The sequence below is a fragment of the Paraburkholderia sp. BR13439 genome, from assembly GCF_040948805.1.
Taxonomy (GTDB): domain Bacteria; phylum Pseudomonadota; class Gammaproteobacteria; order Burkholderiales; family Burkholderiaceae; genus Paraburkholderia; species Paraburkholderia youngii.
Window position 1 is genome coordinate 61,898 of record NZ_JBFPKN010000027.1, and the last position, 14,106, is coordinate 76,003.

The 14,106-nt window shown below is 66.4% G+C and carries 11 protein-coding genes; 8 read left to right on the forward strand and 3 right to left on the reverse strand.

Annotation, left to right across the window (positions count from 1 at the left end):
- Nucleotides 1–12: 12 nt before the first annotated feature.
- The gene (locus AB3X96_RS35790) at nt 13–2,706 is read right to left on the reverse strand and encodes an ATP-binding cassette domain-containing protein (protein WP_368593424.1); all 2,694 of its coding nucleotides are present in this window, start codon (nt 2,704–2,706) and stop codon (nt 13–15) included.
- 387 nt (nt 2,707–3,093) lie between these two features.
- Here AB3X96_RS35790 and AB3X96_RS35795 point away from each other — a divergent pair, with 387 nt between their 5' ends.
- The 8 genes from AB3X96_RS35795 (at nt 3,094) to AB3X96_RS35830 (ending at nt 12,347) form a co-directional block, all read left to right on the forward strand.
- Nucleotides 3,094–4,401, forward strand: a complete 1,308-nt coding sequence (locus AB3X96_RS35795) for a glycosyltransferase family 4 protein (RefSeq protein ID WP_368593425.1) — start codon at nt 3,094–3,096, stop codon at nt 4,399–4,401.
- Nucleotides 4,402–4,524: 123 nt separating this feature from the next.
- Nucleotides 4,525–5,127, forward strand: a complete 603-nt coding sequence (locus tag AB3X96_RS35800; RefSeq protein ID WP_368593426.1) for a D-glycero-alpha-D-manno-heptose-1,7-bisphosphate 7-phosphatase — start codon at nt 4,525–4,527, stop codon at nt 5,125–5,127.
- Nucleotides 5,124–6,365: a lipopolysaccharide heptosyltransferase II gene (waaF, locus tag AB3X96_RS35805; RefSeq protein ID WP_368593427.1), complete on the forward strand. Its 1,242-nt coding sequence runs from the start codon at nt 5,124–5,126 to the stop codon at nt 6,363–6,365. Before AB3X96_RS35800 ends, waaF begins: the two co-directional genes overlap by 4 nt.
- 22 nt (nt 6,366–6,387) lie before the next feature.
- The gene (locus AB3X96_RS35810) at nt 6,388–8,133 is read left to right on the forward strand and encodes a carbamoyltransferase (RefSeq protein WP_368593428.1); all 1,746 of its coding nucleotides are present in this window, start codon (nt 6,388–6,390) and stop codon (nt 8,131–8,133) included.
- Nucleotides 8,130–9,218: a glycosyltransferase family 2 protein gene (locus AB3X96_RS35815; RefSeq protein WP_368593429.1), complete on the forward strand. Its 1,089-nt coding sequence runs from the start codon at nt 8,130–8,132 to the stop codon at nt 9,216–9,218. Before AB3X96_RS35810 ends, AB3X96_RS35815 begins: the two co-directional genes overlap by 4 nt.
- Entirely contained in the window at nt 9,215–10,354 is a 1,140-nt protein-coding gene (locus tag AB3X96_RS35820) for a glycosyltransferase family 9 protein (RefSeq protein ID WP_368593430.1), read from the forward strand. Before AB3X96_RS35815 ends, AB3X96_RS35820 begins: the two co-directional genes overlap by 4 nt.
- Complete coding sequence (locus AB3X96_RS35825; protein WP_368593431.1) at nt 10,344–11,300, forward strand: glycosyltransferase family 4 protein; 957 nt, start codon at nt 10,344–10,346, stop codon at nt 11,298–11,300. The genes AB3X96_RS35820 and AB3X96_RS35825 overlap by 11 nt, the downstream gene beginning before the upstream one ends.
- 51 nt (nt 11,301–11,351) lie before the next feature.
- Nucleotides 11,352–12,347 (forward strand): UDP-glucuronic acid decarboxylase family protein, encoded by a 996-nt coding sequence (locus AB3X96_RS35830; protein ID WP_368593432.1) that lies wholly within the window; start codon nt 11,352–11,354, stop codon nt 12,345–12,347.
- A 104-nt stretch (nt 12,348–12,451) separates the two neighbouring features.
- On the opposite strand, the gene AB3X96_RS35835 is transcribed toward AB3X96_RS35830, so the two are convergent.
- Nucleotides 12,452–12,718, reverse strand: coding sequence for a hypothetical protein (locus AB3X96_RS35835; protein ID WP_368593433.1), 267 nt, complete (start codon nt 12,716–12,718; stop codon nt 12,452–12,454).
- 255 nt (nt 12,719–12,973) lie between these two features.
- The gene (locus AB3X96_RS35840) at nt 12,974–13,585 is read right to left on the reverse strand and encodes a recombinase family protein (RefSeq protein ID WP_176111732.1); all 612 of its coding nucleotides are present in this window, start codon (nt 13,583–13,585) and stop codon (nt 12,974–12,976) included.
- Nucleotides 13,586–14,106 lie beyond the last annotated feature (521 nt).

Sequence of the window (14,106 nt, forward strand, 5' to 3'; positions counted from 1 at the left end):
CACGCGCTTTCCTTATCCTGGCAACGTCGAGTCCGCGCTCGACGGCGCAGGCGCAAGCCGACGGATCGCGGCGATCAGTTCTTCGGGGGGTACGGGCTTGTTCAAATGCGCGTCGAAGCCAGCATTGCCCGCGCGCTGATCGTCGAGCGCGTCCGCATAGCCGGTCAACGCGATCGCGGGCAGTGGCCTGCCCGGAAAGGACGACCGCTCGCCTTCCAGTTCGCGCAAGCGGCGCAGCACGTCGTAGCCATCTTCGCCGGCCAGCATCAGATCGCAGAGCAGCACGTGCGGCCATTGCGCCGGGTCCGTCGCGCGCAGCCAATCCAGCGCTTCGCGACCGGATGCGAACAGCCGCACGCGTGCGCCGCTCGTGCTCAGCACCGCTTCGAGCGCATCACGTGCTTCTTCCTGATCGTCGATCGCCAGCACGCAGAGGCCGTCGAGCGAAGCGGGCTCGGCCGAATCCAGTACGGTGGACTCCGAAGCCAATGGTTGCTGCGCATCCGCGACCGGCCGCAGCGGCAGCATCGCCACATACGCGAGCCGCCCGTTCAGCGGGGTCAGCGTGAAGCTGCCGCCCGCGGCCGCCAGCGCGCTTTCCATATGCCGCGCCATTGCCTGCGATAGCTCGGCCGGCTGGTCGCCCATGCCGAGCACGCTGAACCATACGTGATTGCCGTGACGCTCCGCGCGCAGCGCGATGCGCTGCCCCGGTGTCGCCTGCGCGATCTGGTTGCGGCACAACTCGGCGAGCAGCGGCTGCAGCACACTCGGGTCGCCGGTCACGCGCAGTTCGTTGTCGGTCGGCTCCGCGTACACGACTACGCGCTGCCCGGCGATCTCGTCGTGCAACGCATCGATCACACCTGCCGTCAATGCGCTGACGCTGACCGATCGGGCGGTCAGCCGGCGCTGCGCGTGTTCGAGTTCGCCCTGCTGCCATTGCAGCGACCACATCTTCGCGTATACAGCGTCGCGCGCGAGCAGCTCACGATGCGTGCCCTGCTCGACCACCTGGCCGTGGTCCATCACCAGAATCCAGTCCGCGTCGACGACAGTAGACAGCCGATGCGCGATCACGATCGACGTGCGGCCTTGCGCAAGACGCGTCAGCTCGGTCTGGATCGCGCGCTCGGAGCGCGTGTCGAGCGCCGAGGTCGCTTCGTCGAACACGATGATGCGCGGGTCCTTCAGGATTGCGCGCGCAATCGCGATACGCTGCCGCTCGCCGCCCGACAGCCGCACGCCACGCTCGCCAACGCGCGTGTCGTAGTGATCGGGCAAGCGCTCGATGAATTCGTCGAGCTGCGCGGCGCGTGCGGCGCGCACAACGTCCGCGCGTGTCGCCGACGGACGTCCATACGCAATGTTGTAGGCGATCGTGTCATTGAACAGCACGGTGTCCTGCGGCACGATGCCAATCGCCTCGCGCAGACTGCGCTGCGTGACCTGGCTGATGTCTTGCCCGTCGATGCGGATCATGCCGCGCTCGGGCCGGTACAGCCGGAACAGCAGCTTGACGAGCGTCGATTTGCCCGAGCCGCTGCCGCCGACCACCGCGAGCGTCTTGCCCGGATACGCATGGAAGTCGACATCGCGCAGCACCTGACGCGCGGTGTCGTAGCCAAAATCGACGTGCTCGAACTCGATCAGCCCCGCGCCGACCTTCAGCGGCTGGGCGTCGCGTACATCGATATCCTCGCCGACGCGGCCGCGCGCAGCCAGAATCACGAACATGCGCTCGACGTTGACGAGTGCGTCGTTGGTCTCGCGAAACACGAAGCCGAGCGTGTTCAACGGCATGCAGACCTGAATCAGGTAGGCATTGACCAGGATCAGATCGCCGACGCTCATGCTGCCGGCCACCACGTGCTGCGCGGCGAGCAGCATGACCCCCGCCACCCCGAGCGCGATCACCGCGCTCTGTCCGACGTGCAACGCGGTCAATGCGTTCTGGTTCGCGATGCGCGCGTGGACCCACTTTTCCAGCACGTCGCCGAGCCGTTGAGTCTCACTGTCTTCGGTCGCGAAGTACTTGACTGTGTCGTAGTTCAGCAGGCTATCGACGAGCCGTCCGTCCGATTGCGCTTCGAGCAGATTGACCGCGCGCTGGAACGCGACGCGCCGCCGCGTGAACACGAACGTATAACCCGCATACAACACGAAGGTCGCGACGATCACGAACATGAACTCGCGCGCGTACGCGTGCACCATGATCGCGATGATCACCGCGATCTCGAAGAAGGTCGGCACGATCGTAAACAGCGCGGTGCCGAGCAAAAAACCGATACCGTCGGCGCCTTTCTGCACGTCGCGCACGATCGCGCCAGTCTCGCGCCGCGCATGAAAACGCGCGCTCAACCGGTGCAGATGCGCGAAGGTCCGCTCGGTCAGCGCCGCGACCGTGCGCTGCACGACGATGCTGAACACGACGTCGCGCGCCTCGTTCAGCGCGTCGCCGAAAAAGCGCAGCAGCGCATAGGCGAGCACGAGAAACACCGGAAACGCCACATGCGCGAGCGGATGGCCGAGCTCATCGACGATGTGCTTCAGCGTGAGCGGCATCAGCACGGTCGCGAGCCGGGCCGTGATCATCAGCGCGAGCGCCCCGCTGGTCTGCCAGCGATAACGCCATACCGCATGCGCGAGATCGCCGACGATTCGGCGCGTCAGTTCGGAGCGAGGCGGCGGGACGGAATTCGGCATGGGATCCTGGTCGGGGCGCGCGCGGATAAAACGTCGCACAAATGGGCGGTGGAGCAAGTGGCGCGCCCGGCGGCGAGCGAAAAATGACCGGTGTACGGCAGCGCCTGCCGCGCACCTCTTACCTGTTCATTGCGCGCTATCCTCCGCCCATCCTAGTACCGGCGCGCCATCAGCGGTGCGAAGTTACATGGATCGTATGTAGAAACAGGGAACGCCACAGCGCTTCTCTGTCTGCACGAAAAAGGGCACGCCACAGCGCTTCGTCCGTCCAGACCAACGTCTACCGTCGTTCATCGGCATCTCAGGGTCGAATGGCACAGCGAATGCTCCGGGCCGGTGAAACGATTCCCCAATATCGAAGAACGCGCATCTCAGGAAGGAGTGCAAATGAAGATCGCCCTGATCAGTGAACATGCGTCGCCACTTGCTGTCGCCGGTGGCGTCGATAGCGGCGGCCAGAACATCTACGTCGCGAACGTCGCGCGTCAGCTGGCGGAAATGGGCCATCAGGTCGACGTGTTCACGCGCCGCGATCGCGCACTGGTGCCTGAGCGCGTCGACATGGACGGCGTGCGCGTGATTCATGTGCCTGCCGGACCGCCTCGACAATTGCCGAAGGAACAATTACTGCCGTTCATGGACGAGTTCGCCGCGTTTCTGATCGGGTTCTTTCGGCGTGAACCTCAGCCGTACGACGTGATGCACGCGAACTTCTTCATGTCCGGCCTCGCCGCGTTGAAGGTAAAGGCCGCGCTCGGTGTGCCGCTGGTCACGACCTTTCATGCGCTCGGCCGCGTGCGGCGCATCCATCAAGGCGCGGACGACGGCTTCCCCGACGAGCGCTTCGCGATCGAAGACGAACTGGTCGCACGCTCGGACGTCGTCGTCGCCGAATGTCCGCAGGACCAGGCCGATCTGCTCGAACACTATCGCGCCGATCCCGCGCGCATCCGTATCGTGCCGTGCGGTTTCGATGACGAGGAGTTCCGGCCCGTCGAGCGCGAAGCCGCCCGCAATGCGCTCGGCTGGAGCCCGCACGACTTCATCGTGCTGCAGCTAGGCCGGCTCGTGCAACGCAAAGGCATCGACAACGTGGTACGCGGCGTCGGCGTGCTGAAGCACACCTTCAACGCGGCAGCGCGGCTGTACGTGGTCGGTGGCAATTCGGACGCGCCCAACGAAATCGCGACACCGGAGATCGCGCGCCTGCGCCAGATCGCACGCGAATGTGGCGTCGCGGACGAGACGTGCTTCGTCGGCCGGCGTGGTCGCGCGCGGCTGCGCTACTTCTACAGCGCCGCCGACGTGTTCGTGACGACGCCCTGGTACGAGCCGTTCGGCATCACGCCGGTGGAGGCGATGGCCTGCGCGACGCCGGTGATCGGCGCCGATGTCGGCGGCATTCGCTATTCGGTCCTCGATGGCGTGACCGGCTTTCTGGTGCCGCCGCGCGATCCGCACGCACTCGCCGCGCGTCTCGACCGCTTGCGGCGCGACCCCGCGCTCGCGCGCCGGATGGGCGAAGCGGGCCTCGACCGGGCGCGGACCGGCTTTACCTGGCGCGGCGTCAGCGAAGCGCTCGCGCAAATCTATGCACGCGCGGCAAGGCTCGCGCCGAGCAAAACATCGCTCGACACCGGCTTCGAGCCGGCGCAGCTACCGCTTCGAGCAGCAGGCGGAGCGTCGTTCGGTTGACAACGGCGCACGCCGCGCGAACGCGCACGGCGTGCGCATTTGGAACGCGCCGCAGCCGGTCCAGCGGCTACGGCGCGCCTTTTTCCGACTTTCGGCCCACGCTCGCAAATACCACCAACCATCATGACGGTACCCGCTGTATTCATCGACAAGGACGGCACGCTGCTCGAAGACGTGCCCTACAACGCCGATCCCGCGCTGATGCGTTTCGCGCCTGGCGCGCGCGAAGCGCTCGCGCTGCTCGCCGCCTACCCTTATGCGCTGTTCATGATCAGCAATCAGTCCGGCATCGCGCTGGGCAAGTTCGAAGACAAAGCGCTGTTCGCCGTTGAACGCCGGCTGCGGCAGATGTTCGCCGAGTGCGGCGCCACGCTCGCCGGCGCGTACTGGTGTCCGCATCATCCCGAGGGCAGCGTCGAGCGCTACGCGATCGTCTGCGACTGCCGCAAGCCCGCCCCCGGCATGCTGCTGCGCGCCGCCAAAGAACATGAACTCGATCTCGCGCATAGCTGGTTCGTCGGCGACATTCTCGACGACGTCGAAGCAGGCAATCGCGCCGGCTGTCGCACGATCCTGCTCGACAACGGCCACGAGACCGAATGGCGGACCGGCCCGCAGCGCACGCCGGATGCGCGCGCGGCCGATCTGCACGAGGCCGCGCAACGCGTCGTGTTGAACGGCGTGCCGCCGGGCAGCGCGGCACGCCGCAAGGAGGCGCCGCGGTGAACGCACCTCTGCCACTGGCGCCGCCCACGCTCGCTCATGCGCGCGTGCCCGATACGTCGCAGCCGGTATGCTGGGGCGACGACGTCAAACGGATTCTGTGCGTGCGCCTCGACAATCTCGGTGACGTGCTGATGACGACGCCCGCGCTGCACGCGCTGCGCGAGTCCGCCGGAGATCGCCATCTCACGCTGCTCGCGTCGCGCAGCGGCGTCGCGCTCGCGCCGTTTCTGGACGACGTCGACGACGTGATCGAATACGACGCGCCGTGGGTCGCGCCCGCGTCGAACGCGACGCGCGACCTGCTCGACGATCATCGGATGCAGCAGCGGCTGAAGCGCGGCTGCTTCGACGCGGCGGTGATTTTCACCGTGTACAGCCAGAGCCCGTTGCCGGCCGCGATGCTGTGCTATCTCGCGGGGATTCCGCGCCGCCTCGCGCATTGCCGCGAGAATCCGTACGCGCTGTTGACCGACTGGCTGCGCGAACCGGAGCCGCAGCAGCGCACGCGGCACGAGGTGCAACGCCAGCTCGATCTGGTGCGTCACGTCGGCGCCCAGTCGAGCGACACCGCCATGCGTTTTCGCGTGCCGCCCGCCGCGCGCCGGTCGCTCGACTCGAAACTGAGGACCCTCGGCATCTCCCGCCACGACGAGTGCATCGTGCTGCATCCAGGCGCGACCGCCGCGTCGCGCCGCTATCCGCCCGAGCGCTTCGGCGAAGTCGCGACACGGCTCGCGCGCGAAACCGGCGCCCCCGTGCTGTTGACCGGGGGCGCGAGCGAGCGGGCGCTCGTCGAGGCCGTGATGCGCGCCGCTGCTCCAGACGTGTGCGCGCAGCTTTATGACCTGAGCGGTGCACTGACGCTCGCCGAGCTCGCCGCGCTGCTCGAACGCGCAAGCGTGCTCGTCTCCAACAACAGCGGCCCCGTGCATGTCGCGTCCGCGCTCGGCACGCCGGTCGTCGATCTTTACGCGCTGACCAACCCGCAGCACACGCCTTGGCAAACGCCGCAACGCGTGCTGTACCGCGACGTCGAATGCCGCTGGTGCTATCGCAGCGTGTGTCCGCACGGGCATCACGCTTGCCTGCTCGGTGTTCCGATCGAAGAAGTCGTGCACGCGGCACTCGAATTGCGGCACGCGCATGCGCATGCCCCGCGGCGTGGCGCAGCCGAGCGCGCGGACCGCAGCGATGACACGAGCACGCCGTCGCTGACGGATCAGCCAACCATCCCCTGAACCCACTGCCACTGCTAACGCCATGTACACACTCGGAATCAATGCGGTCTATCACGACAGCGCGGCCGCGCTGCTGCGTGACGGCGTAGTGCTCGCCGCCGCCGAAGACGAACGCTTCACGCACGTCAAGCACGCGAAACGTCCGGTGCCGTTCTCGACCTGGCAGCTGCCGTTCGACGCGATCGACTACTGCCTGAAAGCCGCCGGCATCACGCTCGCCGACATCGATCACGTCGCATACTCGTACGACCCCGCGCTGTTCGGCGGCATGCCGAAGAAGCCGGGCGCGACGATCGAGCTGCCGTTCGATCCGGCCGGCACGCGTCCGGACAACCCGTCCGCGTCGCCGTGGGACCCGCTGTTTCTCAGCTATATCGCGAACGCGAAGGGCCAGTTGCTCGACGGCGCGCCGCATCATCTGCGCAAGCGGTTCCAGGGCGTGGATCGCGAGCACGGCTTTGCATGGCACTTCGTCGAGCACCATCTCGCGCACGAGGCGAGCGCGTTTCTCGCCGCGCCGTTCGACGACACCGCCGTGCTGACGATGGACGGCCGCGGCGAAGGCGTGACGACCAGCATGGGGCAATTCGTCGGCGGCGAGTACACGCGCCTGAAACAGGTCGAGCTGCCGCACTCGCTCGGCTTGTTGTACGAAGCGGTGACCGACTGGCTCGGCTTCCTGCACTCGTCCGACGAGTACAAGGTGATGGCGCTCGCGTCGTACGGCAAGCCGGCCTATGTCGACGTGTTTCGCGAGATCGTCAAGTACCGCCAGGACGGCAGCTATACCGTCGATGCGCCGCGTCTGACCGAGCGCTTCGGTCCCGCGCGCGAACGCGGCGGTCCACTCGGGCAACGCCACTTCGATATCGCCAATTCGTTGCAGCGCGTGCTCGAGGAGACCGTGCTGGAACTCGCGCACTGGCTGCATCGGCAGACCGGCTTGAGCCGGCTGTGCATGGCGGGCGGCGTCGCGCTGAACTGCGTGATGAACTCGAAAGTGCGCGACGCGGGGCCGTTCAGCGAAGTGTGGGTGCAGCCGGCGGCCGGCGACGCCGGCACCGCGCTCGGCGCGGCGCTGTGGACCGACTATCGCGAGCGCGCGGCGCGCGGCGACCGCGAGCGTCGCTGGAAAATGGATCACGCGTACCTCGGCCCGGAATACAGCGAAGCGGAAATCGAGCAGTTCCTGCACTGGTCGAAAGTGCCGTACCGGCGCCTCGCCGATATCGCCGGTGAGAGCGCCGATCTGCTCGCGCAAGGCAAGGTGATCGGCTGGTATCAGGGCCGCACCGAATTCGGGCCGCGCGCGCTCGGAGCGCGCTCGATCCTCGCGTCGCCGATCGATCCGCACATGCAGGCGAAGCTCAACGAGATCAAGGATCGCGAAGACTTCCGCCCGGTCGCGCCGGTCGTGATCGAAGAGGAAGCAAACGACTGGTTCGTGAACGGCCAAACCGCGCCGTTCATGCTGTTCATCTTCGACGTGCGCGCCGACAAGGCCGCGCGTATTCCGGCCGTGCGGCACGTGGACGGCACAGCGCGCGTGCAGACCATCAACCGCGCGCAGCACCCGCTGTACTACGACCTGCTGGCCGCGTTCAAGCAGCGCACTGGCGTGCCGATTCTCGTCAATACGTCGTTCAACACGCGCGGCGAGCCGATGGTGAATTCGCCGCGCGACGCGGTCGAGTCGTTCTGGACCTCGCCGCTCGACGCGCTCGTGATCGGCCCGTTCCTCGTCGATAAGGCGGGGGGCCGCGTATGAACGCGGCGGTCATGTGTCCGGCGCCACTGCATGGCGGCGTGGCCGCGCGCTACAGCAGTGAGGATGCCGAGGAAGCCGGCCGCACGCTGCGCACGCCGTCGTGGCCCGACGTGTCGGTGGTCGTGCCCACCTATCGCCGTCCCCAGATGCTCGCGAACTGCCTCGACGCGCTGTGCGCGCAGCAGTTCGCGCCGCATCGCTACGAGATCGTGGTCTGCGACGACGGTCCAGACGACGCCACGCGCGCCTGCGTCGAACGGTTCGCACGCGAGCAGGCGCCGCGCGGATTGGAGGTGCATTATCTGCCCGTCACGCGCACCCAGGGTCCGGCCGGCGCGCGCAACGCGGGCTGGCAGTATGCGCGCGCGTCGCTGATCGCCTTCACCGACGACGACACGCTACCCGATCCGCACTGGCTGACGGCCGGCGTCGCGGCGCTCGCTTCCGGCGCCGCGGCGGCCGCCGGCAGGATCGTCGTGCCGCTGCCCGAGCTACCCGAGCTGCCGACCGATTACGAAGCGGACGCAAGCGGCCTCGCCCGCGCCGAGTTCGCGACCGCGAACGTGTTCGTGACGCGCGCGGCGCTCGTCGCGACCGGCGGCTTCGACGAACGTTTCACGTCGGCGTGGCGCGAGGATTCGGACCTGCAGTTCACGCTGCTTACCGCCGGCGGCGAGATCGTGCAGGCCCGCGACGCGGTGGTCGTGCATCCGGTGCGGCCCGCGCGTTGGGGCGTCAGCATCGCGCAGCAGAAAAAGAGCCAATTCGATGCGCTGCTGTACCGCAAGCATCCCGAACTGTTTCGAACGCGCATCGGCTCGCGGCCGCCGCTGCTGTATTACGCGATTCTCGCTGCCGCGTTGCTCGCGATCGGCGGTGGGTTCGCGGATCTGCCGATTCTCGCGGGCGCGGGTGTTATCGCGTGGTGCTGGTTGACCGGCTCTTTCTGCGCGCGTCGGCTGCGCGGGCGCAATCACGGCTGGCGCCACGTCGCCGAAATGATCTGGACGTCCATTCTGATTCCGTTCCTGTCGATCTACTGGCGGCTCTATGGCGCCATCCGTTTCAAGGTGTTCTTTCCATGACCGTACCCTCGCTGCTGGCGGCGCTCGCGCCGCGCCGTATCGTCGTGTTTCGCGCGCTGCAGCTCGGCGACATGCTGTGCGCGGTGCCCGCGCTGCGCGCGCTGCGCGCCGCCGCCCCCGCTGCGCAGATCGCGCTGATCGGATTGCCGTGGGCGCGCGCATTCGTCGAGCGCTATGCGGCGCTCGTCGACGAGCTGATCGTGTTTCCGGGCGCCGTCGGTTTTCCGGAGCAGCCCGAAACGGACGATGGCTTGCCCGCGTTCTTCGCGCGGATGCGCGACCGGCGTTTCGATCTGGCGATCCAGCTGCACGGCAGCGGCGGCGTCGCCAACGATCTGCTGCATCGACTCGGCGCGCGTGCCGATGCCGGTTTCGTGCAGCCCGATGAGGCCACGCGCGAAGGCTGCTTCATCGATTGGCCGGATGCGCTGCCCGAGCCAGAGCGCTATCTCGCGCTGATGAGCGCACTCGGCGCGCCGGTACACGACCGGCGCCTGACGTTTCCGCTCACCGCGCCCGACCTCGATGAGTTTGCCGCGCTGCGCGCGTATCACGGCATCGAAGACGAGCGGCTCGTGCTGATCCACCCCGGCTCGCAATTGCCGTCGCGCCGCTGGCCCGCCGAGCGCTTCGCGGCCGTCGCCGACCACCTCGCCGCCGACGGCTGGCAGATCGCGATCACCGGCACGGCCGCCGAGACGCCGCTGACCGGCACGGTGCTCGGCGCGATGAGCGCGCCCGCGCTGCATCTGGCCGGTGCAACGTCGCTCGGCGCGCTCGCGGCACTGACGGCGCATGCGCGGCTCGTGGTTTGCAACGACACCGGCATCTCGCACATCGCCGCGGCGATGGCGACTGCGTCGGTCGTGATCGCGTGCGGCAGCGACACGCGGCGCTGGGCGCCGCTCGATCATGCGCGGCACCGCGTGCTGGCCGACTATCCGGCATGCCGGCCGTGCATGTTCCGCGACTGCCCGTATGGCCATCCATGCGCACTGAACATCGGCGTCGATGAGGTGGTCGAGACCGCCCGCGAGCAGCTTGCGCGCGCACCGGGCGCGCAAGCTGGCGCGCCCGGTAGCCTGCATGAGGGAAGCGTTTCACTGTTTTTCGAGGATCTGCACCATGCTGCGTAATTGCCGCCGACTGCGTGTGCTGACCTGGCACGTGCACGGCAACTACATGTACTACTTGAGCCAGACGCCGCACGATTTCTATCTGGTGACGAAACCGGGTCATCCGCCCGGTTACGCCGGCAAGGTCGGCGTCTTGCCGTGGGGCGAGAACGTGCACGAGATCGCGATCGACGACGTCGCCAGCCACGAGTTCGACGTGGTGCTGTACCAGCATCGCACGCACTGGGAATACGACCGCGAGCACGTGCTGAGCGCCGCGCAGCGACTGCTGCCGCGCGTCTACGTCGAGCACGATCCGCCGCAGGAAAACGCGTTCGAGCAATGGCATTGGGTCGACGATCCCGGCACGCTGCTGGTGCACGTCACGCACTTCAACCGGCTGATGTGGGACTGCGGCGTCACGCCGACGCGCGTGATCGAACACGGCGTCGTGGTACCCGACGGCGTGCGTTACAGCGGCGAACTGCAGCGCGGCATCGTGGTAGTCAATCATCTCGCGCAGCGCGGCCGGCGGCTCGGCGCGGACATCTTCAGCGAAACGCGCACGCGCGTGCCACTCGATCTCGTGGGCATGGAGGCGCAGCGGCTCGACGGCATCGGCGAAATCGGCAATCTCGATCTGGCCTCGTTCACCGCGCGCTACCGCTTCTTTTTCAATCCGATCCGCTGGACCAGCCTCGGCCTCGCGATCGTCGAGGCGATGACGATCGGCATGCCGATCGTCGGTCTCGCGACCACCGAGCTCGCGACAGTGATCCGTAACGGCGAAAACGGCTTCGTGCATACCGACGTCGATGCGCTCGTCGACGCGATGCTCGGGCTGCTGCGCGATCCAGACGAAGCGCGGCGGCTCGGCGAAGGCGCGCGGCGCACGGCGCTGGAGCGTTTTCATATCGACCGTTTCGCGCAGGACTGGCACGACGCGCTGCTGCACGTCACCGCGTGACGCCACGCTGCTTTTCAACGCCCATGCGCTCCAACCACAGGATCACGCACCATGAAAGAACTCACCCGCAAGCGCATTCTGGTCACCGGCGGCGCCGGCTTTCTCGGCTCGCATCTGTGCGAACGGCTCGTCGCGCAGGGCCACGACGTGCTGTGCGTCGACAACTTCTACACCGGCACGAAGGACAATATCGCGCATCTGCTCGATTGTGCGAACTTCGAGCTGATGCGTCACGACGTGACGTTCCCGCTGTATGTGGAAGTCGATGAAATCTATAACCTCGCGTGCCCCGCATCGCCGATTCACTACCAGTACGATCCGGTGCAGACCACGAAGACCAGCGTGCATGGCGCGATCAATATGCTCGGGCTGGCCAAGCGCGTGAAAGCACGAATTTTCCAGGCATCGACGAGCGAAGTGTATGGCGACGCGCTCGTGCATCCGCAGAAGGAAAACTACTGGGGCCACGTGAATCCGATCGGTCCGCGCTCGTGCTATGACGAAGGCAAGCGCTGCGCGGAAACGCTATTCATGGACTATCGCCGCCAGCATGGTCTGTCGATCCGCATCGCGCGCATCTTCAACACCTACGGCCCGCGCATGCATCCGTCCGACGGCCGCGTGGTGTCGAACTTCATGATGCAGGCGCTGCGCGGCGAACCGCTGACCGTCTATGGCGACGGTACGCAGACGCGTTCGTTCTGCTATGTCGACGACATGATCGATGCCTTCATCCTGCTGATGAACAGCGCCGACGATCCGGGCGGCCCTGTCAACCTCGGCAATCCGCACGAAGTTTCGATGCGCGAGATCGCGCAACGCATCGTCGCGGTGACCGGCTCCGCTTCGCCGCTCGAAACGCAGCCGCTACCGGCCGACGACCCGTGGCACCGGCAGCCGGACATCTCGCTGGCCACCAAACTGCTCGGCTGGCAGCCAGCCATGTCGCTCGATGAAGGGCTGCTGCGCACCGCGCATTATTTCCGCGCGCGCATCGAGGCGAGTCGGAAGATGCCGCCGCAGCAGGTGGGTGAACGAGTCTCGTGACGCGCAATAAAAAAGAAGCGACCGCGAAGGTCGCTCGGGGAGCAGTGCCACAGAGGCCGCTCAAAAGCCATGCCGCGAAGGGCGTGCAGGCTATGGCATTGGGTTCATGAGGAACGGAGGCTGGACTCCGCGTCGCTCGTCAGCACCGTCATCGGTCCCGCGCTCAACGCGGCCGAGATGATCGCGAGGTGTTCGGCCGGGCAATCGACCAGATCGACGCTCAGCGACTCGCGTCCGCCCGCGGTGTTCACGTGCGCGGACCAGCCGCACACGTGCGCATGATGTTCGATCAGGCTCTTCCAGACTGCGACGACTCGGAGTGATCCCGGGCTTGCATAAACAGTCAGACGTTTCACGTTCATGGCTTTCATACGGCATCGCGCCGCGCCTCGGGTTCGGATCGCAAGGTTTGATAATGCGGTGTGTAGGTTGAGGTTAGACGTGTGAACTTTCAAAGCAAAGCATATGCCTCTGTCCGTAACTGATCTGTTACGGACAGGGCATGTACGCGCGCATGTCAGGCCAATGTGGCGCTTTACATGGAATTGGTCGTGCGAAACGCGCCGCGCGGGATGCCCGAACGGCGATGCGGTAAGAACGATACGAAAGAAATTGACAGGTATTTTCTACATGGCTGGCGTGTCTGCGCGAATGCGCATCACGGTCTGGCGCGAAGTGCCGAAGCGTCGCGCGACTTCGCTGACCGACTGTCCTCTGCCGAGGGATTGCAGCACGCGTTGGCGCTGTTGCTCGGACAGCGACGGCGGCCTGCCCGTCGGTTTGCCGCTCGCGCGAACGGCCGCGAGACTATCGCGGCTACGCAGGCTGCGGCACGCGGCATCGAGCCGCACCAGCGCGCGCAGCGCCTTCACCGCCGAAGGCTCGGGACGTCCGGCCAGATCGGTATGGCCGACTTCGACGCAACGCAGCGCCACGCCGGCCTTCCGACATTGCATCACGGTGGTGAGAATGTCGCGCGCATTGCAGCCGAGCGCGGCCAGCTCGAGCACGACGAGCGTATCGCGCGGCGCGATGCGCCGGATCAGACTCTGCAGTTCGGGGCGCTCGCGTCCCTGCGTGTAGGTCGGCAGATCCTCGACCACGAGCCGCGCGAGCGTGACCATGTAGCCCGCCTTGTCGAGCCGGATCAGCGCCTGCTCGTGGCGAACCGCATCGTGCGCGCCGAACAGATAGATGTGTAGTTTTTCCACGTCGCCTTCGTAGTCGCGATCCGCCATTCGCGGCGCTATTGCACTCGGAATCTCGTTAGTTCGAGCGACGACGCTTGCACACGTCGTCACTCATCACGCTTAGGGCTGCCGCTGGCCGCCCTGATGCGTCGGAGGAGTCTGGTTCTGTTGCTGCTGTCCGCTGTCTCGGCCGGGTTGCGCCGGGTTCGACGGCTGTCGATTCGAATTCTTGTCGGAGGTCATGAGGCTTCTCCTAGGTGAGATTGCGGGTGACCGTGGCTAACCACGGCCATCGTGACTAACTCGCAATCACCGTTCCCGGTCGCTGCGCCGCCGCGTGAGACCGTTCGGCGCGGGCATGCAGGTGCCTGGCTATGACGCTTTTGCTGTCGACGCAAGCGACCCGGAGAAGGAATTTTGAAAGTGTATCAATCGCATTGAGCGTCCAATACGGTTGGCGTGCGTATTGGCGCGATTGAACTGTGATTGTGTGTGGGCAGTGGACGGGCGGCATACGGTGGCCAGGCAATCTGCGTGGCGCAAAGGAATGTAGCGCCCTGCTCAAAGCT

Bases quoted from the DNA above. Each gene is read 5' to 3' on its own strand.
- AB3X96_RS35790 (WP_368593424.1), bottom strand. From the start codon at position 2,706: ATGCCGAATTCCGTCCCGCCGCCTCGCTCCGAACTGACGCGCCGAATC.
- AB3X96_RS35795 (WP_368593425.1), top strand. From the start codon at position 3,094: ATGAAGATCGCCCTGATCAGTGAACATGCGTCGCCACTTGCTGTCGCC.
- AB3X96_RS35800 (WP_368593426.1), top strand. From the start codon at position 4,525: ATGACGGTACCCGCTGTATTCATCGACAAGGACGGCACGCTGCTCGAA.
- AB3X96_RS35810 (WP_368593428.1), top strand. From the start codon at position 6,388: ATGTACACACTCGGAATCAATGCGGTCTATCACGACAGCGCGGCCGCG.
- AB3X96_RS35815 (WP_368593429.1), top strand. From the start codon at position 8,130: ATGAACGCGGCGGTCATGTGTCCGGCGCCACTGCATGGCGGCGTGGCC.
- AB3X96_RS35820 (WP_368593430.1), top strand. From the start codon at position 9,215: ATGACCGTACCCTCGCTGCTGGCGGCGCTCGCGCCGCGCCGTATCGTC.
- AB3X96_RS35825 (WP_368593431.1), top strand. From the start codon at position 10,344: ATGCTGCGTAATTGCCGCCGACTGCGTGTGCTGACCTGGCACGTGCAC.
- AB3X96_RS35830 (WP_368593432.1), top strand. From the start codon at position 11,352: ATGAAAGAACTCACCCGCAAGCGCATTCTGGTCACCGGCGGCGCCGGC.
- AB3X96_RS35835 (WP_368593433.1), bottom strand. From the start codon at position 12,718: ATGAAAGCCATGAACGTGAAACGTCTGACTGTTTATGCAAGCCCGGGA.
- AB3X96_RS35840 (WP_176111732.1), bottom strand. From the start codon at position 13,585: ATGGCGGATCGCGACTACGAAGGCGACGTGGAAAAACTACACATCTAT.